Annotated in this window: 18 protein-coding genes; 14 read left to right on the plus strand and 4 right to left on the minus strand. The window is 49.3% G+C overall.

The window, feature by feature from the left end:
* Nucleotides 1-403 precede the first annotated feature (403 nt).
* Nucleotides 404-859, plus strand: a complete 456-nt coding sequence (locus tag EKN00_RS02045) for a universal stress protein (protein ID WP_127848483.1) — start codon at nt 404-406, stop codon at nt 857-859.
* A 57-nt stretch (nt 860-916) separates the two neighbouring features.
* Here EKN00_RS02045 and EKN00_RS02050 read toward each other — a convergent pair whose 3' ends face one another.
* Nucleotides 917-1,498 (minus strand): TetR/AcrR family transcriptional regulator, encoded by a 582-nt coding sequence (locus tag EKN00_RS02050; RefSeq protein ID WP_164847991.1) that lies wholly within the window; start codon nt 1,496-1,498, stop codon nt 917-919.
* Between the two features lie 367 nt (nt 1,499-1,865).
* Here EKN00_RS02050 and EKN00_RS02055 point away from each other — a divergent pair, with 367 nt between their 5' ends.
* From EKN00_RS02055 to EKN00_RS11020, 3 genes are all read left to right on the plus strand, one after another.
* Entirely contained in the window at nt 1,866-2,912 is a 1,047-nt protein-coding gene (locus tag EKN00_RS02055; RefSeq protein WP_127848485.1) for an AI-2E family transporter, read from the plus strand.
* 65 nt (nt 2,913-2,977) lie between these two features.
* Entirely contained in the window at nt 2,978-3,670 is a 693-nt protein-coding gene (locus EKN00_RS02060) for a 2,3-diphosphoglycerate-dependent phosphoglycerate mutase (protein WP_127848486.1), read from the plus strand.
* A 440-nt stretch (nt 3,671-4,110) separates the two neighbouring features.
* Nucleotides 4,111-5,436, plus strand: a complete 1,326-nt coding sequence (locus tag EKN00_RS11020; protein ID WP_241559441.1) for a polysaccharide deacetylase family protein — start codon at nt 4,111-4,113, stop codon at nt 5,434-5,436.
* A 108-nt stretch (nt 5,437-5,544) separates the two neighbouring features.
* Here the strand turns inward: EKN00_RS11020 and EKN00_RS02070 are convergent, their stop codons facing one another.
* The gene (locus tag EKN00_RS02070) at nt 5,545-5,958 is read right to left on the minus strand and encodes a nucleoside-diphosphate kinase (RefSeq protein ID WP_127848487.1); all 414 of its coding nucleotides are present in this window, start codon (nt 5,956-5,958) and stop codon (nt 5,545-5,547) included.
* A 269-nt stretch (nt 5,959-6,227) separates the two neighbouring features.
* On the opposite strand from EKN00_RS02070, the gene EKN00_RS02075 reads away from it, so the two are divergent.
* Both EKN00_RS02075 and EKN00_RS02080 read left to right on the plus strand, forming a co-directional pair.
* Nucleotides 6,228-6,566: a thioredoxin family protein gene (locus EKN00_RS02075; protein WP_127848488.1), complete on the plus strand. Its 339-nt coding sequence runs from the start codon at nt 6,228-6,230 to the stop codon at nt 6,564-6,566.
* 189 nt (nt 6,567-6,755) lie between these two features.
* Nucleotides 6,756-7,181, plus strand: a complete 426-nt coding sequence (locus EKN00_RS02080; RefSeq protein WP_127848489.1) for a nucleoside-diphosphate kinase — start codon at nt 6,756-6,758, stop codon at nt 7,179-7,181.
* Nucleotides 7,182-7,466: 285 nt separating this feature from the next.
* Here EKN00_RS02080 and EKN00_RS02085 read toward each other — a convergent pair whose 3' ends face one another.
* The gene (locus tag EKN00_RS02085) at nt 7,467-8,102 is read right to left on the minus strand and encodes a copper homeostasis protein CutC (RefSeq protein WP_127848490.1); all 636 of its coding nucleotides are present in this window, start codon (nt 8,100-8,102) and stop codon (nt 7,467-7,469) included.
* Between the two features lie 169 nt (nt 8,103-8,271).
* On the opposite strand from EKN00_RS02085, the gene EKN00_RS02090 reads away from it, so the two are divergent.
* From EKN00_RS02090 to EKN00_RS02100, 3 genes are all read left to right on the plus strand, one after another.
* Nucleotides 8,272-11,013 (plus strand): YhgE/Pip domain-containing protein, encoded by a 2,742-nt coding sequence (locus tag EKN00_RS02090; RefSeq protein ID WP_127848491.1) that lies wholly within the window; start codon nt 8,272-8,274, stop codon nt 11,011-11,013.
* A 153-nt stretch (nt 11,014-11,166) separates the two neighbouring features.
* Nucleotides 11,167-12,924 (plus strand): bifunctional diguanylate cyclase/phosphodiesterase, encoded by a 1,758-nt coding sequence (locus EKN00_RS02095; RefSeq protein WP_127848492.1) that lies wholly within the window; start codon nt 11,167-11,169, stop codon nt 12,922-12,924.
* Nucleotides 12,925-12,954: 30 nt separating this feature from the next.
* Nucleotides 12,955-14,751, plus strand: a complete 1,797-nt coding sequence (locus EKN00_RS02100; RefSeq protein WP_127848493.1) for a sensor domain-containing diguanylate cyclase — start codon at nt 12,955-12,957, stop codon at nt 14,749-14,751.
* A 318-nt stretch (nt 14,752-15,069) separates the two neighbouring features.
* On the opposite strand, the gene EKN00_RS02105 is transcribed toward EKN00_RS02100, so the two are convergent.
* Nucleotides 15,070-15,780, minus strand: a complete 711-nt coding sequence (locus EKN00_RS02105) for an MgtC/SapB family protein (protein ID WP_127848494.1) — start codon at nt 15,778-15,780, stop codon at nt 15,070-15,072.
* A gap of 244 nt (nt 15,781-16,024) precedes the next feature.
* Here EKN00_RS02105 and EKN00_RS02110 point away from each other — a divergent pair, with 244 nt between their 5' ends.
* From EKN00_RS02110 to EKN00_RS02130, 5 genes are all read left to right on the plus strand, one after another.
* Complete coding sequence (locus EKN00_RS02110; protein WP_127848495.1) at nt 16,025-16,300, plus strand: hypothetical protein; 276 nt, start codon at nt 16,025-16,027, stop codon at nt 16,298-16,300.
* A gap of 669 nt (nt 16,301-16,969) precedes the next feature.
* Nucleotides 16,970-18,232 (plus strand): tyrosine--tRNA ligase, encoded by a 1,263-nt coding sequence (gene tyrS / locus EKN00_RS02115; protein ID WP_127848496.1) that lies wholly within the window; start codon nt 16,970-16,972, stop codon nt 18,230-18,232.
* 359 nt (nt 18,233-18,591) lie between these two features.
* A complete protein-coding gene (locus EKN00_RS02120; protein WP_127848497.1) occupies nt 18,592-19,746 on the plus strand; it encodes a C40 family peptidase in 1,155 nt (384 codons plus the stop codon).
* Nucleotides 19,747-20,107: 361 nt separating this feature from the next.
* A complete protein-coding gene (locus EKN00_RS02125) occupies nt 20,108-20,674 on the plus strand; it encodes a guanylate kinase (RefSeq protein WP_127848498.1) in 567 nt (188 codons plus the stop codon).
* A gap of 255 nt (nt 20,675-20,929) precedes the next feature.
* A complete protein-coding gene (locus tag EKN00_RS02130; RefSeq protein ID WP_127848499.1) occupies nt 20,930-22,663 on the plus strand; it encodes an NlpC/P60 family protein in 1,734 nt (577 codons plus the stop codon).
* The last annotated feature ends 76 nt before the right edge of the window (nt 22,664-22,739 follow it).

A 22,739-nucleotide genomic window follows, 5' to 3' on the forward strand; every position in this document is an offset into this window, starting at 1 on the left:
CGCGTAGGGCGGAGCCCGCAGCCGCTTCCACTCAAAGCGCTTTAGCGCATAGTGTAACTTAACGCGTAGGGCGGAGCCCACAGCCGCTTCCACTCAAAGCGCTTTAGCGCATAGTGTAACTTAACGCGTAGGGCGGAGCCCGCAGCCGCTTCCGCCCAGAGCGCTTTAGCGCATAGTGTAACTTAACGCGCAGTCCGCAGCCGCTTCCGTCAGTAGTCGTCGCCAGATCCGGACTTGATAAAATCAGCAAGAAAGCAAGTCCCATCCATGCTACAATAAAGCGAATCAACGAAGGCGTTTTTGATTAAACGGGCACGGTTCATAAAGGGTGGCCGCCGGATTTTTTAAATCACCCAACTAATGTTTTGATTGAATTGTTTCGGCGGCTTGAGGAGGATTATCAATGGCAACTGAAGATGATTTTGAAGTAGAGACCATGCATTTCCAGCGCTTGTTACTTGCGGTCGATGATGACGATGATGAATCGAGTCACCGGGCCTTCAACTATGCTTGCACAATTGCGAAGATGTACAACATTACTCTTGGGATTGTCTCTGTGCTGGAGACTGGTGATTTGAATATCTACCAAACGCTGTCGCCAGACGTGTTGAGTGATCGGCGCAGCCAAATTGCATCACACTTGAATACGTACATTACCAAGGCCGAGGCGTTTGGCGTGCAACACGCAGAGCCAATCATCGGTGAGGGCAAGCCGGCACACGTGATTTTGGAAGAAATCGTGCCGTCATTCAAGCCCGATTTGATTATTATTGGTTCTCACGGTACCAAGCACCATTTGGGTAGTGTCGCCGCAGAAATTACCCGTTACGCAAAAACCTCCGTCATCATCGTCCGTTAGTTGCCCATAATCTGAGTAAAACACCCCGTAGCCAATCGCTGCGGGGTGTTTTGTGTCTTATTTATCTGAGTTGATTTCGGCTTTAGAGATGTTAGTCGGTGCCTGAGCCACCAGGTGGTTAGTTACTGAGATAAGCGTTGGAATTGGCGTTCGGAAATCTTCCTTAATCCACTGGACGGTGATTGCATACAGTCCAGCAGTAACGAATCGCTTCCAGTAGTCTGCGTAACTACCGGTAAACCAAGGTCGGCGCATGTTGTCCGTGAAGAACTTGCCGATTGTGGTGACGAAAACATCAAAGAGTACCTGGTCACCACCAGCGCTGATGGCTAGTGCTAGCTTGTCACTGTCATCTTTAATGAGCTGGAAATACTTCGGGGTGATGTTCTCCGCGTTGAGGGGCTCGATTTCCGCGAGGGTTGCGGTTAAATGGCCCATTTCTCCCGCAAAATAATCATTCAAGACGTCGGTTTTTGATTTATAGTTTCGGTAAAAACCCATTCGGGAAATGCCAGAACGTTCCGAAATCGCACTAATGGTAATCTCGTCTAGCGGACGATCCTGCATCAGCAGGAACAACGCTTCTTGGATGCAGGCCCGACTAAAAGCCTGCTGTTCACGAGTATAATCGGTTGCCATGCGCGCTCCTTCCTGCGTGTTTACCACGCACATTGGGTAATTAATCACGATTAGATTGAAGTCATTATAACACGCAATCCTCAATTCGTTGATGCTCACTGGTGAAAAATACGCGGGGGCTGCCTATAAAATAACGACACCTAGTTATTTTAACGTGATCCGGGGAGTGGCCGGCCCGCATTAACCGGATTTACCTGAATAATTTATCAGGTAACGGTCTTGTTATTAACTGGCGTGACATACGTTACATTTGGGCCTTCAGTCTGACAGATTTAGTTGTGAATATGTATTACAATATGTGTATTGACGTTTGAAAATGGTTACGTGAGTGGTTGAATACATTTGCGGGCTAGAAAGAGGTGCATCTATGTCGTTTTACGAACGCTTAATTAGTCAAAAACGTCCGCGACGCTTTGCCGTGCTTATTGTTTTAGGGCTGGTGTTGTGGCTGGCCCGCAGCATGATGAGCACAATTTTGTTCACCTTCATTTTCACCTTCCTGATTGTGCGGTTGGTGCGGATGATTCAAAAATACGTACCCGTTAGACCGGTCATGGTGGTTGTGCCCCTGTATATATTAATTGTATTTGGCCTGTATTCCGTTGTCACAAGGTACGTGCCAGAGATTGCTAAGCAAAGCATCGCCTTGTTTACAAGTGTTCAGGATTTTTACAACAGTACAGAGTTTGATAATAACACCCTCATGCAATGGTTAATCCATCAAACCAATTCGCTTAACCTTAACGAGCAGGTGAAGGTTGGTGTTGCGACAATCGTTCAGTACGTGACTAATGTTGGGGGGATGGTCATCAACGTCCTGCTTGCCCTGATACTGAGCTTCTTTTACACGATTGAACTGGACAGCCTGAATCATTTTGGCCACAACTTTTTGAATTCGACGTTCGGTTGGCTCTTCCAAGATATTAAATATTTTGCCGACAAATTCATTAATACGTTCGGGATAGTTATTGAGGCACAAATTTTGATTGCACTCGTGAATACGGTAATCACGGTCATTACGCTGATATTCCTGCACATGCCGAACATTCCCAGTCTTGGGGTCATGGTCTTTCTCCTGTCGCTCATTCCGGTGGCGGGGGCCATCATCTCGGTTGTCCCACTTTCCCTCATTGCGTACACGGTCGGGGGCTGGCAGGATGTGGTGACGATTATCGTCATGATTGTTATCATTCACATGCTTGAAGCCTACGTTCTGAATCCGAAGTTCATGAGTAGTCGCACAAAGCTGCCAATCTTTTTCACGTTTGTTGTTTTACTCGTTGCCGAGCACATGTGGGGCACTTGGGGCCTAATTGTCGGGCTTCCTGTGTTTACATTCTTACTTGATATCCTCGACGTGAAGAAAATTCCCGTGCCAACAATCAAACGAAGGGTGCACAAACCGGGTGCATAGTGTAAAATGAAAAGGATAAAGCGCCGGGCAACCGGTGTTACAAAAAAAGTGAGGTAATTTCCAACATGGCAAAATTGGTTCTGATTCGTCACGGTCAGTCCGAATGGAACTTGGAAAACAAGTTCACCGGCTGGCACGATGTCGACCTTTCCGAACAGGGTGTTCAGGAAGCAAAGACTGCAGGTAAGAAGCTCAAGGAATCTGGTATTCTCTTCGACCAGGCTTACACGAGTGTTCTGACCCGTGCTATCAAGACGCTGCACTACGCACTGGAAGAAGCTGACCAGCTTTGGATTCCAGAAACGAAGACCTGGCGTCTTAACGAACGTCACTACGGTGCTCTTCAGGGTCTGAACAAGGCCGAAACTGCTGAAAAGTACGGCGACGAACAGGTACACATCTGGCGTCGTTCTTACGACACTCTGCCACCACTTCTGGATGCTGATGACCCAGAATCTGCTGCACAGGACCGTCGTTACGCAGACCTTGACCCACGGATCATCCCTGGTGGTGAAAACCTTAAGGTCACGCTCGAACGCGTTATCCCATTCTGGGAAGACGAGATTGCTCCTAAGCTCCTTGATGGCAAGAACGTCATCATCGCTGCTCACGGTAACTCCCTGCGTGCTTTGACCAAGTACATCGAAAACATTTCTGACGCCGACATCATGGACGTTGAAATGGCTACCGGTGAACCAGTTGTCTACACCTTCGACGACAAGCTGAAGGTTACCGACAAGACCAAGCTTGGCAAGTAATTCATTACCTTGCTGGTTAGAAAGCGACTACCCCTTGGGTGGCCGCTTTTTTTGTGCGCGGCAAATTTACAATTCAAGTCCAGCACGTTATGAACGTTAAATTGCAAAGCACAGCAATTTTACACGTGGATGATGCCGAGACGTAACCAATACTTAGAAATAACGACCATCAAGACATCGTGTGACAGTTCGAAAATGCTTTTTTGCAATAATTGCCGCAAAATGAATAAATTAACCGTCAATCATAAATTTATAAAACCTAGGTTAAATCTATGAAAAATTTGATGAATACGCTATACATTTTCACCGCCGTCGCGTAACATAAATGTCAAGAACGTGTCAAAAAGCGGATAGGGGCCGCCGAATTAAATGACACGTGGTGATGCATTATCAGCTATCACTAACAAGTGGGTTATGCTCACGAGTCTGGAGGCAGTTTTATGAAGTACAAAGGGTTGGGCTTAGCGGTAATTGTTGTTCTAGGATTGGCGGGGTGCAAAAGCGCAGCGTCATTGCCGCCAAAATCACAGAGCCAGCAATTATTGAAGGCACAAAAAGAACGCATAACGCACTCTGTAATCAAAAAGGCCGCCAGCAATATTCGTGTGCTGGTTCCGCAATCGGAGAAGAAGCGGGACTTAGTGGATCCAGCGACATATAAGCAGTTTGCTGACGCTGAATTAAGCAAGGTTAAGGGCGAAAAGCGGACCAAGGCGGCTTACGTTACATTTACGGGAACACCGACGTACCGGAATTTCTGGCGCCTGATTCCAAGCGTGCGGGTGTACCAGAATGTGGATGGTAAAACCAAGCTGAAGCGCACCACCAAGCTTGATGGCCTGAATGTGGACATGGTGACCGGAGCGAAGGTAACGTTAGCGTCCTTAGTGACGGGGCCAAAGCAAATGCAGGCGTTAAACTACCGGGCGTTTGCGCAGGCAGTTGCACACAAGGGTTATACCAGCGCGCAATTGCAGCAGGCTAGACAAATTGGTTTCTTTAAAAATCTGCAAGCCGCTAATTTTCGGTTAGCCGCCGACTCGCTGACCATTTATCCTGACAAAAACCAGTTGGGTATCAAGCAGCTCAAGTTGCCGATGAGCAGCATTGCTGGTTACCTGACTAAGCTGAATAAGGTGCGCGAACCCGATTTTAGGAACAAAAAGGTCGTCGCACTGACCTTCGATGATGGTCCGAATCCTAAGACCACACCGACTGTGCTTGCGACGCTAAAGAAGGAACACGTTAAGGCCACGTTCTTCATGGTTGGTTACGAGGTAAAGGCTAATCCACAGCTAACCAGGGCGGTTGTGCATGCGGGGCACGAGGTTGGCACCCACACGTACGACCACAAGAGTTTGGCATATTTGAATCCGGCTGCCGCACTGCAGGAGATTGTCACAGCATCTGATGCTATGTACGCTGCAACCGGAACGATGCCAATGATGATGCGGCCACCATACGGAGCGGTTAATGCCGCACACGACAGCAGTATTCCGCTCCCGTCGATTCAGTGGGCGGTTGATTCACAGGACTGGCGGGTGCACGCACCGGGACCAATCATCGCGCGAATTAACGCAAGCACGTATCCTGGCAGCATCATTCTCATGCACGATATTCACCCGCAAAGTGTGGCCGCACTACCAAACGTCATTAAGTCGTTAAAGGCAAAGGGCTACAGTTTCGTGACGGTCAGTGAACTGCTCGGCAAGTACCTGCTGCCGGGTGAGCAATACTTCGGCAGTGGCGATCACCGTGCAATCTAGCTGGTATGGCCACCCTTATTTTTGACGCGCCGAGTGATTGTTGAAGTAAAATCTATGTATTGAAAAAGGTCTGGCATTTGCCAGACCTTTTTTTAGTGAGTGACAGCGTTAGAACCAAATGGGAATTTCCCGTTCAGCACTTTCCTGGCTGTCTGAGCTGTGGACAACGTTTTGGATTGGGCCAGGGCCCCATGCACGGCCGAAGTCGCCGCGAATGGTGCCGACAGCAGCTTCAGCTGGGTTTGTTGCACCCGCCATCTTGTGGAAACATTCGATGATGTCGGTCCCACTAGCAATAATTGCGACAAGGGGGCCGCTTTGCATGAACTTCTCAATGCCAGGGTAGTAGGGCTTGCCGACCAAGGCCTTGTAGTGTTCGCGCAACTGTTCAGTCGTTGCGGTTGTTACCTTGAGCGCCTCAATCTTGAACCGACGCCGTTCCAGACGGGTGATAACGTCGCCGATGTGTCCTGTTGCCACACCATCGGGCTTTACCAAAATCAGTGTTCGTTCTTCAGCCACACTCGTGCCTCCTAATGGTTTGCGGTCGGCGTGCATGCCAGCCGTAACTTTGCTCTGCGATATTTGTGATTACTCTTTTCATTATATTGGTGCGAAATGGTGGGTGCAACTTGTAAACGTTTTGGTAAGGCGACTTTCCGCAAAGCGTTCTTATTTCGTAAAACTTCGGCCGAAAGTTACTTACTTTTTGTTTGCTTTTTGATGGAAACATGGGATAATGATGTTAACGCAAGACTCATTTTTTTATGAGCATGAGGAGGAACTAGGGTATGGAATTATACAAGCCTGAAGTAGTAAGTAACGATGCAGTACGTGAAGTCATTGGCAAGCCGGGGAAGAACGTAATGTTCCTCACCGCCGATTGGTGCGGCGACTGCAAGGCAATCAAGCCGTTCGTCCAGAAGATTAAGAACCTCGCAACGAGCGAGGGTGCTACCTGGGTGGACGCCGACCGCGACGCCAACATCGATATTGCAACGGAGCAAGGTCTGCGCGGCATTCCCGCATTCGTTCTTTTCGAAGACGGCAAGCAAGTTGACCACATCGGTAACGGCGAACGGTTGAACCCGAACGATGTTATCGACTGGGTTAACAACAAAGTACTTTAAAATAAATTAGCAAAAGTAACAATCCTGTCCTTTTTGGGCGGGATTTTTTGTTTGTTTGTTTACAATCTTGAAGCATCAATGCTGGCGCGACAAAATTTAAAGAGTTGGTTGCGTTTGGGCCGTCCCATGTGCAGGACAGTAAGCCAATATAGTACAATGAAAACGAATACATTTACAGGAGGTTCGCTTGTGACAGAAGAACGGACGTTGATATTGGTAAAACCAGATGGCGTTGCGACGGGACACATCGGGGATGTCATTTCGCGACTTGAACGGCGGCGGTTCACCATTGAAGCGCTCAAGGTGGTTCACGCCACGCCGGAGCAGCTGCGCAAACATTACCCGCAATTAGTCGGGCGTCCATTTTATCCTGAAGTTGAAACGTACATGCTTAGCGGCCCGATTGTCGCAATTATTGCGGCGGGGACGGGAATTGTCGAGGATTTCCACAAGATGGCGGGCGTTACCAAGCCACAAGACGCGGCATGCGGGACTATCCGCGGTGATTACGGGCGTGCGTGGCCGGATGGATCAATCCGCAATGTCGTTCACAGTTCGGATAGCCCAGAGACGGCGGAGAACGAAATCAAGATTTGGTTTCCAGAGATGCAATGATGCGCTGTCGTCAGACTACAATGTGGCTTTGCACCGGCGCAATTAGCGTCTAACTAGTGCGCTCCTTAGCGGTTAAGCTCTCATTTCGTCGCGTAACTCTCTTCCATCAGCTCCGCAATGCAAATCAAATTTTTCCCATGCAAAGAAAAGAGGTGTGCCAACCGCAAAAAACGCGGTCGACACACCTCTTTTCTTTGTTGTCACAGCCTTTGACGGTCCTGCCCAGGCGCGAGCCCTGTACCACTGCGTAACTCTAATTAGCAAAAACACTAACGCCGGAAATCATTAGTACTTGATAATCTTGGTCCCGTGCGCCTGGTTCACGCCGAGTTCCTTAGTGATTTGGTCGACATTGTTGCTTGTGATGCCCCCGCCAGGCAGAATCTCGATGCGGCCGGCAGCGTATTCAATGTTTTCCTTAAGTGCAGGGATGGTGGCGGAGATTGGTTCTTTGAGCGTGCCACCATGGGTGAGGATGCGCACGACGCCATGGTCAACTAACCAATCGAGCGCTGCGTGGCGGTTAGGGGTCGTGATGGCGTCAAAACCCATGTGGCAGACAACTGCCATTGGTTTTGCGGCTTCAATCAGAAGGGACATTATTCTCGTGTCCAGCTTGCCGTCAGCGGTGACCGCACAAAAGGTGACCGCCGGGACGCCACATTCGTGCGCAGTGCGGATGTCGCCAATCATGATTGCGGTTTCTTCTTCGGTGTAGACAAAGTCCCCACCGCGCGGGCGAATCATGGCGACCAGGGGCACGCCGGCTTCTCTGGTGTACGCCGCGGCTGCCGCCATGACCCCGTGGGAGACGGTGGTCCCACCAACCGCTAAATTGTCGTTGATTTCAATTCGTCCGGCGCCTGCTTTAATAACAGTCGGAATGTCGGTAAAATTCTCAACACAAACTTCCTTAATCATAACGGAACACTCCTTTGAATGCGGTCACATTACTTCTGAATCAGGTTTCTACATCCATTCTACACTGTTGGCAGACATTTGTTGTACAACAAAATTATTTATAACTTGTATGCTAAAATACATTGGAAAGACTGTGGGTTGCGGGGTAAATGACACGGAGGACGCGTCAATGAAAAAAGTTGCTGAAATATTCCTACTTGACTGGAAGCGTATCTTTAAAAGCAAAGCGGCAACGCTACTCATGCTGGCACTACTGATCATTCCGTCACTTTATTGTTGGTTTAATGTCTGGGCACTGTGGGATCCGTACAGTAAGACGGGCGATTTGCAAGTTGCCGTTTATTCCGCGGACAAGCCAACGACGTTCCAGAATCAAAAAGTGGCGATTGGTGCGCAGTTGGTGACGGAACTGCACAAGAACAAGAAGATGGGTTGGCGTTTTGTGCAGTCAAAGCAAGCTGTGCAAGATGGTGTGCGTAGTGGGAAATATTACGCGGGTATTTATGTACCCAAGAATTTTTCCGGTGACCTCATGAGTTTTGTTGAAGGCAAAATTCAAAAGCCCAAGCTGACGTACTACGTGAACGAGAAAATTAACGCCGTCGCACCTAAGCTGACGGGGACCGGGGCGTCAACGCTGCAGTCCACGATTGGTGGCGAATTTCAGGAGACGGTTGCTAGCACGCTCATGAAGACGATGAACAAAGCTGGTGTCGACCTGGACGATAATTTGCCGATGCTGCGGCGCATGGCCAGCCTGGTTTTGGACACCAAGGCGAACCTGCCCGAATTGGACAAATACGTTGCGCAGGCAAAACAGCTTCAGGCGGACATGCCAGCAATTAAAGCAAAATTAAACCAGGCCAACGAATTATCCGCGTACATGCCCGAAGTCAACCGGCTCGCACAGAAAATTGTTGCCGTTAATGGGTATATGCCCCAGGTGGCGAGTGCCGGGCAATTGGCGACCACGGTAGCTGGTAAAATTCCGGAAATTAAGCAGGCAGGCACCCAGCTGGCAACCGTTAATGGCGATTTTAATACCATCAGCAACACCCTTAATTCCGCAATCACAACCGCAAATGGCGCCCTGACCGTGTTAACCAACGTCAACCGCACGCTGCCTGCCGTTTCGGCGACGGCAAAAGATGCGCAGGGTGTGGTGCAAACTACTAAAAACGAGATAATTCCGCAGATTGATCAGGCCTTGCCCGCCGTTCGCACCGCTGTGGTTAGTGGGGTTGCCATGCTCACCAATCTGAATACCACAATCAGTTCCGACATGACCCAATTGGCCAGCGACCTGGACAAGGTGCAATCGGACCCGAATAACGTGGCGGCCCGTGATGCACTGGCGGAGCAGCTGCAGGGAATTGCCAGCAGCAGTCAAAATGGGTCGGAAACGGCCACCAAGCTCGCAGATACGTTAACGAGTTTGCAGTCGGCGTACAATAAGGGGGCAAATGGCAGTCAGCAGAGCTCGGCGCTTAATGGTGGGATTGCGGCCCTGCGTAATATGGCCACGGTTTTGAAGGCATTCAATAAGCAGGCCGACGTGCTTGCTGGCAAAGCCAAGACGGCCAGTGTTGCTCAGCTGGAAGATGGGGTTCAGAATTTGGCGGTTGTCACGGGGCAGTTCGGCTCAGCTGGCAAGAAATTGCAGAGCACCAAGTTGACCAGCAAAATTGCTTCGTTTAACCGGCAGTTTAAACAGCTGTTGAGTGATACCTCGCTCACCCTCGCGCAGCTGAATGATCAGGTGCTACCAGAACTACCGGGTCTGCTTAAAAACACCCGCAGCATTGTGCAGCAGGCGGTGACGCTCATGACCAAGTACCAAAAGCAGGTGCCGGCACTGCGGCAGGAATTAAGTGATGCTAATACGTTGCTGAACGGGCACATGGACGAAATCACGACCGGGCTCACGACTATTAGTGGCCTGTACCAAAACGAGTACCCAACATTAAAAGCAAAGCTGAATCTGGCGACGAGCTTTATTCAAAACGACCTGCCGGGTGTGGAGACCGAGTTGACCACTACGCTCAAAACGTTAAATGCGAAACTGCCGGAAGCACAGAAGGCATTGACGGAGGCGAACAAGTTGCTGGACGCCGATTGGCCACTATTACGCGACGGCATCAGCAAGGGTGCTGTTTTGGTTGCCAAGGGCGAAAAATCAGTTGATTTTGAAAAGCTCATTCAGCTGTTAAAACGTGACGCGGGTAAGGAATCCGATTTCCTTGCTAATCCGGTCACACTGAAGACCAAGTCGTTCTACAGCATTCCCACTTACGGCTCGGCCAGTGCCCCATTCTACACGGCACTGTGCATGTGGGTGGGCGGATTGCTCCTGTCGAGCATTCTGGTGACGGATGTTGCACTGGATGCAAAGCAAAAGCGGCGTTACAATATTCGTCATCAGTTTGCGGGCAGGTTCTTGACCTTCGCTGTGATGGGCTTGCTTCAGGCACTCATCGTTGCGTTAGGGAACATGCTCTTAATTCACGCGTACGTGTTGCAGCCGGTTGCGTTTGTCTTTGCCTCGCTTTTCCTCGACCTAGTGTTCATGGCAATCCTGTACTCACTGGTGGCACTGTTTGGTAACGTGGGGAAGGGACTCGGAATTATCATTTTGGTTCTGTCCATCTCGGGCGCCGGGGGGAATTTCCCCATCCAGCTTTCTGGGGGATTTTTCCAGATGATTAATCCGTGGTTGCCGTTCACGTACGCGGTCAACCTGATTCGCGAAACCGTTGGGGGAATATACTGGCCGAATATGTGGCAGGATATCCGCGTCTTGTCGGCTTACGGAATTGGCTTTTTCGTGGCTGGTATTCTGCTCAAGGGCCCAATTGCTCCGTGGATGGCCAAGCTGCACGAAAACGCGGTGAAGAGCAAAATTATTCACTAAATTGGCGAAACATATTCACGAAATCCTGTAATGATGGGGTATGTGTGCCTAAATGACGCGTCTGAATCTGATTAACGGAACGAAAATCTATGGAAAGGGGGAAAAAGACTGTTGCAGGGGTTTGATTGGCAAGTCTGGTTTGTGCATGTCTTCATGTCGATTGTTGTAATTTCGGGGTACATGGCGTTTTACAACGTCTTTTGGCACCTTGCGTTCGGCGATAATGCGCGCGATAACGTCTGGGCGTACCGACTTTCGCGGCTCGCGGTGTTTCTGACGCCGCTATTTGCGACCTTTGTATTTGCGTATGCCTGTTATGTTGACCCGATGAATGATTTTTACTACCGAAATCTGCAATTGCTGATTATGGGGATGACGCTGCTGGACGACGGCCTGACGCCACTGGTGTACATTGCGCGGTCAATCATGGTCACGGGTTACATCTTACTCATGGGTGTGATGCTTGATTTGGCACCCGCGACACTGGCTATTGGGCTGGTGGCAACGTTTTTGCAGAGCGTTTATATTCGGCGCAACCAGGCAAGACTGCACTACAATTACCCTCAGATTTTCATTTTGGGACTGATTGCGGGGACGATGTTCTGGTTTATGCAACCAAATATTTCCGTGGCCAACGCGATTGCCGCGGTCATTACGTACGTTGCGATGCTGTCGTTCGCGTTCATCTTGTGGACCGAGCGGCACAAGGCGGACGTGGAAAGACGGCAACTGAAGCGGCGCGCCGATGTCGACACGCTGACACAGGTGAACAGTTTCGCCCGTTTTCGTGAAGATTTAGGCCGGATTTTTCAACAGGAGCAGGCACAGGCCACGACTGTTATTTTGGTTATGCTCGACATCAATCACTTTAAGGCGGTTAACGATGAGCATGGACATCTGGCCGGGAATGCGATTCTGCGGGACGTTGCGGCGCTGTTAAGCGAAGTGATTGGCGAGGCGGATGTTGATTTTACCGTCTACCGAACGGGCGGTGAGGAGTTCAACGTGCTGTTTAAAAATGCTTCAATGGCTGCCGTTCGCGCGGCAATGCTTGATTGCTGGTCGGACGTGCGCAAACGGGAGTTCCGGTACGAAGGTAGGCAGATGCACGTCACCATCTCAGTTGGGATTGTTGAGCAGCAAGTCGGCGAGGAGGCTGATGACTTGGTTAAGCGCGCCGATGCTAACTTGTACCTGTCGAAAAGGCGTGGGCGGGACACAATCACCATCGAAGGGAAGACGGAACGGCTCAGTGAGCGCCAGATTGCAACGCACACCTTTGCATTTTTCACGCAACCAATTGTGCGCTTGCGGGACGGTGCAACCATGCGCAGTGAATTGCTCCTGCGCAGCTTCAACGAACTGAGCAACCGCTGGCTTAACCCCCAAACCTTTGAGGTCACTGTGCGGACGCAAATTAATCTGGTCAGGAAAGTTGGCCGCAGCCAAAAGGGTGGTAGCTTCAGCCTGAATATGCGCCTGGTGCAGTTTAGTGATGCCAAGACGCCAGAACGGTTGGGCCAGTTTGTGGCACAGTCGCCTGATGTCGATGGCCTAGTGATTGAGTTATCGTCTCTGCCGCAATTAGAAACGTTCCGCGAGGTGGTTCCGCGGTACCACAGCCGCAAAATTTTGGTTGAGCTCGACAACGTGCAACGAATTGATGATCCCGCGTCCGTTCAGGATTATCTGGACCTAGTTGATGGGTTAAAATTTGACCTCGCCGATTTACCCGGTGATGCCGCGGAGATAGCAATTCGCAAATGGCTCGTCTACGCGCAGATGTATGATTTGATTTTCACCCTTGTCGGGGTGGAAACGGCAACCGACATGTTGATGGCCAAGGACCTCGGCATTGAGCGCGGCGAGGGGACGTACTTTGCGCGGCCGAGTTTGCCCCAGATGCGTTAATAATCTTTGGTGAAAGGAGGAAGAGGGTGAATGTTAAATTGGGGCTTGTGGTTCATTCATGTTTTCGTCTCCACATTATTCATCGCGGGTTATCTGACGGTTTACGGGCGTTACTGGCGGTATATTTTCTTTGGTAATTTGGCCGGCACCCGGCAGCAGATTAACGCTTGGGGTCTTGTGTTCATGCCGCTGATATTGGCGTCATTACTGATGGCTGCGGCGTATGTTGATCCGATGAACCGCGCGATGTACATGAACTTGACCCTCTTTGTCGTCGCTTACCCGCTAATCACCGAAAAAGTAGCGCTCGGTCAGTACACTTTCATTTGCCTGATTTTCAGTGGATTCTGGTTCCGGTATCACGCGGATAGTTGGCCACTAATTGCTGCGTCGTTTGTTTTCCTCGTGCTGGTCTTTGCCGTTAATTGGTTGAATCATCCCAAGTCACGGTACACATGGTGGCTGAATGGGCTGCTGGCCCTAGCGCTCAGCAGTGGCTTTTGGCTCACACAAAGTAATCAGCCGGTTGCGATTGCCTGGAGCGGCTTTGTTACCTTCATGTTGATGAATACCTTTGCGTTCATCTACTGGAGTAACGTGCATCAAAACGATTTGGAGCACAAGCGGCTGGAGGACAAGGCCAACTATGACGCGCTGACCAGTACCAAAAGTTATGCCCTTTTCCGGACGGATTTGGGTAATGCTTTTGCGGCGGCACGTGAAAGTGGCGAGGCGCTCACCCTGGTGATGCTCGACATCGATAATTTCAAGGCAATTAACGACCGGTACAGTCACATGGCCGGCAATGCGATTTTGGTGGGCGTGGCCACGCTCATGGACAAGGTGCTCACTGCCCGCAGCGGTTTGCATCGGCAAATCTATCGTACCGGTGGTGAGGAGTTCAACGTTGTTTTCCCTAAACAAACACCGGGTGAAATATTTGCCGAGGTTGATGCTCTTTGGCGCGCGATTAGGAACGCACACTTTGATTATGAGGGTAAGCAGATTCACGTGACGGTGTCGGTTGGGGTCACGGAGATGCGGCCCAGCGATATGAACATCGATGACCTGTATAAGCGCGTTGACGAGAACCTGTACTATTCCAAACGCAGCGGGCGAGATGCAATCACGATTGAAGGTGTTACGCGGCGTAACGGGGGGCGGCAGGTTGACATGATTCCGTACGCATTTTACACGCAGCCGATTATTGACATTGCAACTGGTAAGGTGCAGCGGAATGAATTGCTAGCCCGAACGTATAACCGGGTCGACCAGACGTGGACTACTGCTGATGATTTTGCGATGACCGAACAGTCGCTGACGGATATGATTCAGCGCACACTGGCGCAATTACCGATTCAAAGCATGAACGTCAATCTCCCGTGGCGCCAATTCGCAGATAAGCGGGTGCAGGAAGAACTTTGCCGTTTTTCGGTGACCAATTTTGACGAGCATGAATTGACTCTAGAAATAGCGAGTTGCAGTGATGTAGCCGCGTTGCGCGATTGTGTGGCAGAGTACCATGCAGCAAAAATCCGCGTTGCCTTGGACCTGCACAGTGGGTTGCCGATGCGGGGTGCACTGGCAGAAGTTGTTGATGCCGTGGACATCTGCAAATTGTCCATTGCTAATCTTCAGGCGATTGCAGGTGCCACCAATGCGTGGCGCGAGGTAGCTGAATGGCAGAAGCTGGTGGAAGAACACGGTAAGTATTTCTCCTTGACGGACGTCAATTCTGAAGAGGACGTAAAAAAAGCAGCGAAGATGGGTATCCGCTACTTACAGGGTGATTATTTTAGTCAGCCATCACTGCCCGAGGTTTCATAATTTATATCCCGCCAAAATAAAAACCCCCGTCGTGGGACGGGGGAAAATTTTGGGGGGATTTTTTTGAGGGAGTGTAATAATTAGGATAATACTCGGCATATCGCCGCTCCATGACTTTAGTATATGCGCCAAACAAAAATAACACGTGCAATATTGTTAAACTAATTTTGTAGTTTGTGCAACTGGTACAGGACGCGCCATTGGTGGGTACATATCATCTGTGTTAATCAGTTAATCTAACCAAGATAACAGCACGCTTGCGAGCCGGTGAGCTGTTGGCTGAGTTATTCGTCGATAATTCGGTTGTTCAGTGATTTGTTACAGCGTGATTAGGCGAACCGTGCGGACATTGTCGTTTTGCGATAACCCGTCAATAATCTCCGCGTAGGACACATTCCGGGGCATTTCAATTCGGTAAATGTTCTTGTAAAGGTGATCGTGGTTACCCAGCTTATTTGGTTCCGTGGAGAAGGCAACGCCAAGAACCTTAATTTCGTGTTCACCAAAGTACACCTTGATGAATTGCTGAGTGGTGGCTTTATCAACGTATTTGACCTCAATCCGGCGAATCGGCGTGATACGGATGGCGCGCTTGAGGACGGTCAGGACGATAAATACGAAGACACCGCTAATGACGGCAATTGGGTAGTACCCCATCCCAATGGCCAGGCCGATACCGGCAGTGGCCCACAGGGATGCGGCGGTTGTCAGTCCGGAAATGTTGTGGCGGGTAACGATGATGGTCCCTGCACCGAGGAACCCAATCCCACTGACGACTTGGGCAATCAGCCGTGCGGGGTCTGAGCGAATCGCCTCGTAAATTTCGTGGTGGCTGGCGGCAAAGGCAATCGTCTGCGCGGCGATTTCTTGCTGAATCATCGCGATGACACAGGCGCCTATGCAGACCAGAATGTGGGTCCGCATGCCCGCGGGGTGACTATTGTGTTCACGGTTAAAACCGATGACCCCCGCGATAATGACGGCCAAGGTGAGGCGCAGGAGCACTGTTGGTATATCTACATCAAACATTTTTTCCCCTTCTTGAGTAGTAAGTATCGGATAATACTACCGCTGACGTTTGTTCATCTTTCATCTTATCCGGACATTTTCATCCCTTCAAGTTAACTTCGCGGAAAAATCAAAAAATCTCCCCCTAAAGTCTGATTATTAAATACATTGTTTTATCTATAATGACTGTATTGAAGAAGATAAATGAGGCTTTATAAATTGCGAACCGCGTCCAAACTAGACCGGCCGTGAAGGAGGAATCACCATGCAAGAAATGGCATACGAATACAAGGACATTCAGATGAATAGCAAGGATGCCAGTTACCGGCTGAACGCGTACAAACGGTTTGGTTGGGAAACAATCGATGCATGGTTAGGCGACAACACGACGGTACGGCTCCAGCGGCCACTTGGAAGTCCATATTACGCGAAGTGGGTTGCGGACGAGCAGGATTTTGAAAACGCGATGGAGCGTGCGCAACGCGGAAGGGTCCTAATGTCTTTTTCGTGGCTAAACAAGCACAGCATGCGCAGTAAATAGTTTCGCACAATTAAGCCTGGTTCTTTTACACAGGCTTTTTTGTTTGCGGTGGCCAGACTGAGTGATTGGGGAAATCAGAGTTGGTTGTCAACAATGGCAATCGTGATTTGCGTAAGGTTCAGTATTGTAAACAGGCTTATCCACTTTTTCAACAGGGAAAAACAATTCTTTACTACTTATGCACCTGTGGATAGCTGCTTTTTGGGGGATGGTGTTGACCATTTATCCACACCGAAGTTAATATTTTTGACCGGCAGGAAATGACGTGCTAAACTCTCCTTAGCAACTTACGCAGTTAGATGCGTAATCATATTCAGACCGGCGTAATAGTAGCCGTTCGTAATCCCCTTTAAGAAAGTCGGCGGTTGCTGCAAGCCGATGGGGACCGAATGTGTGAATTACATGCGTGTAAGGTGGCCACGGTACAGACCGATATCTCTGGTTAAGAGGTGACTGATTAGTCACAATTGTGGGTGGTACCGCGGCACGCTTCGTCCCCAACCGATTATTTCGGTTGGGGATTTTTTTGTGCGAGCGGTTTTTCGTTACTCAATATTTTGTGATTATCCCCAAAAGTAGCAAGGTATTGCGCAGCTAATCATCAGGCACGGTGACTTATACACATCTGGATAACTAACAAGCGTAACCAAATTATTAGGAGGAAACATAATGGCAGACAATATTATTGACGAGCTAGATTGGCGTGGCGCGTTAAACCAAATGACAGATGAAGATGGTTTGCGCAAACTGACTAAGGACCAGTCAATTTCCGTATACTGTGGTACCGATCCAACGGGTGATTCGCTCCATGTTGGTCACTTGATTCCGTTCATGATTCTCAAACGATTCCAGCAGTTTGGGCACCACCCGGTAATTTTGATTGGTGGCGCAACGGGCTCGATTGGTGACCCATCTGGTCGTAACAGTGAACGTGTCTTGCAATCGATGGACGTAATTCACGAAAACGAAAAGAAGCTTACCGACCAAATGATTAAGCTTTTTGGTACGGAAAACTTCACGATTGTGAACAACTACGACTGGCAGAGCAAGTACAGCATGCTTGAATTCTTGCGTGACTTCGGGAAACTGTTCTCGGTTAACTCCATGCTCGCCAAGGAAGTTGTTGCCAGCCGCTTGGAGACGGGGATTAGTTACACTGAATTCACCTACCAAATTTTACAGTCAGTCGACTTCCTGACCCTTTACCGGGAACACGGGGTTCAATTGCAAATTGGTGGTGCTGACCAGTGGGGCAACATTACGGCCGGAATTGACCTGATTCACCGCACGGAGGGTCCAGACGCCAAGGTGTTCGGGTTGACTAACCCACTTATGCTTAAGAGCGATGGGACTAAGTTCGGCAAATCTGCTGGCGGGGCCGTGTGGTTGGACCCGAAGAAGACCACACCGTACGAGTTTTACCAGTTCTGGTTCAACCAGGATGACGCCGACGTCGAGAAGTTCCTTAAGTTCTTCACCTTCTTGAGTAAAGATGAAATTGCGGATTTGGTTCAGCAGACGAAGGACCAGCCACAAAAGCGGGCAGCGCAGCGGCGCCTAGCTGAAGAAGTAACTGCCTTTGTTCACGGCCAGGCCGCAGTGGATGAAGCAGAAGCAATCAGCGCAGCGCTGTTCTCTGGTGATGTAGCTGATCTGACAACGAGTGAAATTGAGCAGGGTTTTGCGAGCGTGCCAAGTGCAACCGCAACGTCAGAGGAGAAGAACATCGTTGAATTTCTCGTTGATGTTACAGGAATCGAAAAATCACGGCGTCAGGCACGCGAAGATGTGACTAATGGTGCGATTAGTATTAATGGTGAACGGATTACCGATATTGAGTTCGTAGTTAACCCGAAGAACCATTTTGATGGCAAGTTTGTCATTGTTCGTCGAGGCAAGAAAAAGTACTTCTTAGTCCATGTGACCGACTAAAACACGAACGAAGCGGGCGGTAATGTTGCAATTTGATATGTTGCAATGTTACCGCTCGCTTTCTTTGAAATATTGTTAAATTAATATTCAGGGCGATTTCCGGTGTGATTTCGGTGCATAAATAACGTCCGAAAGTTAATCAATCCTTAAACATGGGCGTTTGTGTGGACTTAAATTAATCAGCCAAAATTGGGCATAAGTATTAAATTATTAATATCATCCGAATTTTATAGATTTATTTAACTAATCCGTTAACATCCTTGGTATCAGACGGTAATTGACACGTAACGGGGCTGTAATGTTCAGGTGGTAACCTTAGTCACAGTTAGTTAAGAGAGAAAACACAGGAGTGACGATTAGTGAAGACGAGCAAGTTATTTATCGCTGCAGTTGCAGCACTTACACTTGGTTCCACATTCAGTGCCAACATCGCACCAGTTTCCGCGGTGACTAAAGCTGAAGTAACCAAGAAGAACAACGATATTATGGCGCAGATTGAAGCCCAGGATGCTAAGTACAGCAAACTGGCTGATCAGGTAAGCGCAAAGGACGCCGCAATCAAGAAGGCCGACAGCAAGATTGATGCCACCAAGGCTAAGATTGCTAAGCTTGATGGTGACATCAACAAAGAAAAGCAGGAATTGGCAGCTCGTAAAGATGCCATGAAGAAGCAGCTCGTTTCCCTTCAGAAAGAAGCTGGCGACTCCGTAACTGGTAGCATCTTCATCGACTTCCTGCTCAACTCCAAGAACCTGTCCGATTTAATTTCCCGTGGGACTACGGTTACGAAGCTGAACCAGTCTAACAAGGATGCACTTGACGCCGTTAAGGATGCCAAGGACAAGCTTGCAAGCATGCAGGATGACCAGAAGGCTGCTGAGAAGACCCTGGAAGACACGCGCGCTGATCTGGTCACTGACAAGAGCAAGCTCGTAACCCTGCAGAAGAATTCCAAGAAGCAAAGCGAGAAGCTAACCAAGATTCTGGCTGACAACAAGGATGTTCTGGCTAAGCTTAACGCTAAGGCCGCAAAACAGGCAGCCGCAGCACAAGCTGCAGCCGCATCTAAGGCTTCTGAAGCCAAGGTTGTTAAGACGGCTAACAAGACTACTACAAGTGGTAAGGCTACTCCGATTGCCGCAGTTAACAATAATGTTGCTGACGCAAACAAGTCTTACGGTAGCGCAATTGCTGCAGCACTTTCCCAGCAAGGCAAGCCATACGTGTGGGGCGCAGCTGGTCCTAGCGCATACGACTGCTCCGGTCTTGTAATGTGGGCCTACGCCAAGGTTGGCGTATCCCTGCCACACTCATCCGCTGCACAAGCAACCATGGGCACACGCATTTCCGTAAGTCAGCTTCAGCCTGGCGACCTGGTGTTCTTCGGTTCACCAGTACACCACGTTGGGATTTACATTGGTGGTGGCATGTTCGTTCACGCACCACACACGGGTTCCGTTGTTAAGACGCAATCCATCAGCGGCTACACTCCAGACTTTGGGGTTCGCCTTTAAGATTACTAACTAACTCGTCTTCACATGGAGGCACACCAATCGTCGGTGTGCCTCCATTTTTAGTTGCTCTAAGCGCTTTAGCGCACAGAGCAACTTAACGCGGAGGGTGCTGCCCGCAGCCGCTTCCGAAAAAATCACTATGTGTGTTTGTTCAGTTGAAAATAAAAAATGCAGAAGGCTCGCAAGGTTTTAGCGCTTAGAGCAACTTAACGCGGCGGGCAAAGCGCAAAGTTGCTAGCCGCTTTCTTATATAAGATACTGTTTGATAAATCCGCCAACATTCAGTCACCTAAATGTTGTGCCCACGGCCGAAAAAGAATGTTATTCTGTAAACATCGATCAAGTCATGGAGGAACTAGCATTGAACCAGAACAAGGTGATTGTAATTACCGGTGCTGCGGGTACTGGTAAAACGACGGTGCAAAAATATCTGCTGCAGGAGTACGGCTTAAAGCGGGTGTTGACGCACACTACCAGGCCGGCGCGCGTTAACGAGCAAAACGGCGTTGATTACTATTTCGAAACCGACGAGTCATTCGAACGTAACCATTATCTCGAGCGCGTTGAATATTCTGGATATAAATATGGTTCCTCGGTGGAAGCACTGCAGCAAGCCTGGGCGCATGGTCCAATTGCAACTATTGTGCTGGAAACGCTTGGCGCCATAACCTACGCTGAAAAATTGGGTGAGCAAGCGGCGATCTTGTTCATGACCGTGCAGAATCACGCTCAATTGAAGGAGCGCATGCAGATTCGGGGAGATAATCCCAAAATGATTGCTAAGCGTATCGGCAGCAAAGAGCATGCACGTGATTTGACCATGCCACATGAATTAAAAAATATTGCAATCGAAATTGACAACACTGATTGGACTGAGACTAAAAAAAAGCTCGACCAACTCGTCAAACGCTTACGGAACGGGAAGTAACCGTTTTGTCACGAACGTTTTTTCGGTGGTAAACGCCGACTATCGGGCATTTCCGTAAACGTAGTTTGACTGCTTTGTAATAACTTTGTAACACTAACGGTGTACAATTGCCTTAAACAGTTTAATAAAGCTTAAAGTGGCTTTTGGATTCGTAAAGTTTTTGGCCGGTGATTCCACCAGTGTGACACACGGTGTGTCAGTTGAAGCATTTAATCGGAGGCCAAGTTGGTACGGTATACGGAGGATTACGTAGATATGAAAGAAACACGTAAACAAGTACGACTAAACCGGGATGAGTCCCGCCGGGTAAAGCTCTTCAAGACGCACAAGGGATGGATGACCATGGGTGTTACCACACTGGCAATGGCTGCTGGTGTGATTACTCTTGGCAGCAACGCCAGTGACGTTTCAGCTGCAACCTGGAAGACACGTTCTGTTAGTGAAATTGCCGACCAGATTAAGACTGCAACGGACAAAACGACTTACACAATCAAGTGGGGCGACACATTGGGCACGATTGCCCAGGCCCTGAAAGATACCGGCATTAACACAACTGCAGAGCGTCTGGCTGAAATCAACCACATCGCTAAGGCAGATTTGATTTATGCTGGTAACAAGCTGACCTTCACGGGTACTGGTAGCACTGCCGTTGCTACAGTGAAGGAATCTGATGGTAAGACAGCTTCTTACAACCTGGATCCAAACAAGTCCACTAAGGCCACCAAGACCGATGTTGCAGAGGCTAAGAAGAGTCAGGCAAGCGCCGCTTCTTCTTCTAACGCAACCAAGGCTACTACGACGACAAGCAGCAAAGCAACAACCACAACTACTACTGTTGCGGCCAAGAAGGCTAAGCTGTCCGCTACGGTTAAAGAACTTGGTGCCACTGTTGCAGTTAAGACGGCGGCAGATGGTAGTAGCAAGCTTGTCGTAACGATTCCTGCAAAAGCAAGTGATGCTACAAAGAGTGCCATTCAGGCTGCAGTTACTGCATCTGGCCTTGACGATAGTGCTGTAACTTTAGTTAAGGTTGCGGATTTGACCGCGAACGAATCATTTGAAGCAGCAATCAAGGCGAAGGGTTACACCTTCACGAAGGATGCTGGCAGCAAGTACTCATTCGAGGTTGGCAATGCTTCTGCTGGCGACATTGAGGCCATCACATCTGTGCTCAACTACTACGGTGTAACTAATTACCAGTTCACCGAAAACGGTGTGCCAACGGATGAAGATGCCGATGCAACTAGTGCTGACACCGATACTGCAGATGATACTGATGCAGATGCTGCTGACACTGACAGCACAGATACAACCACCACAACTACTACTGAAGACGATGATGATGTAGCACCAGCTACGACCACCAAGACTGACGAAGATTCTTCATCAGCCGCAACCTCATCTTCAGCTCCAGCTGCAACCAAGACAGCGACGACCGCAAGTTCTTCAAGTTCCTCTTCTGAAGCAACTGCTCCTAAGGCGACAACGCCAGCACCAGCTGTTAAGAAGACAACTCCAGCGGCAACTCCTGCTCCTAAGAAGACGGTAGCTAAGAAGGTTACCCCTAAGGTTGCGCCAGTTGTTAAGAAGACGACCACTACCTCTAGTGCCAGTCGTGCTGCTAAGGTTGCCGCAGTGATTAAGACTGCCCGTCAGCAACTTGGTAAGCCTTACGAATACGGCGCCAAGGGTCCAAGCTCCTTTGACTGCAGTGGCTTTGTCAGCTACGTCTTCAAGAATGCTATCGGCATGGACATGTCCGGTAACTCTCGCACTCAGTCTTACAAGGGTAGCCAGGTATCACTTGGTTCCCTGCAGACTGGCGACCTGATCTTCTGGAGTTCTAATGGTTCGAACTCTGGTGTTTACCACGTTGCCATCTACATTGGTGGTGGCCAGTACATTGTGGCACCACACACCGGTTCTGATGTTCAGATTCAGACAATCAGTTCATACTTCAAGCCAAGCTTTGCTAAGCGCGTACTTTAATTTAATAGGAATAGGCCATCATTGGTGGCCTATTTTTTTGCAATCAAATGATGCTTTTGGTTGAACGGACTAAAGG

The sequence above is a fragment of the Lacticaseibacillus hulanensis genome (genome assembly GCF_004010095.1).
GTDB lineage: Bacteria > Bacillota > Bacilli > Lactobacillales > Lactobacillaceae > Lacticaseibacillus > Lacticaseibacillus hulanensis.

What these genes read in the sequence shown, in the direction of transcription:
- EKN00_RS02055 (WP_127848485.1), top strand. Translation starts at nt 1,866, where the DNA reads ATGTCGTTTTACGAACGCTTAATTAGTCAAAAACGTCCGCGACGCTTT.
- EKN00_RS02075 (WP_127848488.1), top strand. Translation starts at nt 6,228, where the DNA reads ATGGAATTATACAAGCCTGAAGTAGTAAGTAACGATGCAGTACGTGAA.
- EKN00_RS02130 (WP_127848499.1), top strand. Translation starts at nt 20,930, where the DNA reads ATGAAAGAAACACGTAAACAAGTACGACTAAACCGGGATGAGTCCCGC.
- EKN00_RS02105 (WP_127848494.1), bottom strand. Translation starts at nt 15,780, where the DNA reads ATGTTTGATGTAGATATACCAACAGTGCTCCTGCGCCTCACCTTGGCC.
- EKN00_RS02095 (WP_127848492.1), top strand. Translation starts at nt 11,167, where the DNA reads ATGTCGATTGTTGTAATTTCGGGGTACATGGCGTTTTACAACGTCTTT.
- tyrS (WP_127848496.1), top strand. Translation starts at nt 16,970, where the DNA reads ATGGCAGACAATATTATTGACGAGCTAGATTGGCGTGGCGCGTTAAAC.
- EKN00_RS02060 (WP_127848486.1), top strand. Translation starts at nt 2,978, where the DNA reads ATGGCAAAATTGGTTCTGATTCGTCACGGTCAGTCCGAATGGAACTTG.
- EKN00_RS02050 (WP_164847991.1), bottom strand. Translation starts at nt 1,498, where the DNA reads ATGGCAACCGATTATACTCGTGAACAGCAGGCTTTTAGTCGGGCCTGC.
- EKN00_RS02090 (WP_127848491.1), top strand. Translation starts at nt 8,272, where the DNA reads ATGAAAAAAGTTGCTGAAATATTCCTACTTGACTGGAAGCGTATCTTT.
- EKN00_RS02110 (WP_127848495.1), top strand. Translation starts at nt 16,025, where the DNA reads ATGCAAGAAATGGCATACGAATACAAGGACATTCAGATGAATAGCAAG.
- EKN00_RS02045 (WP_127848483.1), top strand. Translation starts at nt 404, where the DNA reads ATGGCAACTGAAGATGATTTTGAAGTAGAGACCATGCATTTCCAGCGC.
- EKN00_RS02100 (WP_127848493.1), top strand. Translation starts at nt 12,955, where the DNA reads ATGTTAAATTGGGGCTTGTGGTTCATTCATGTTTTCGTCTCCACATTA.
- EKN00_RS02085 (WP_127848490.1), bottom strand. Translation starts at nt 8,102, where the DNA reads ATGATTAAGGAAGTTTGTGTTGAGAATTTTACCGACATTCCGACTGTT.
- EKN00_RS11020 (WP_241559441.1), top strand. Translation starts at nt 4,111, where the DNA reads ATGAAGTACAAAGGGTTGGGCTTAGCGGTAATTGTTGTTCTAGGATTG.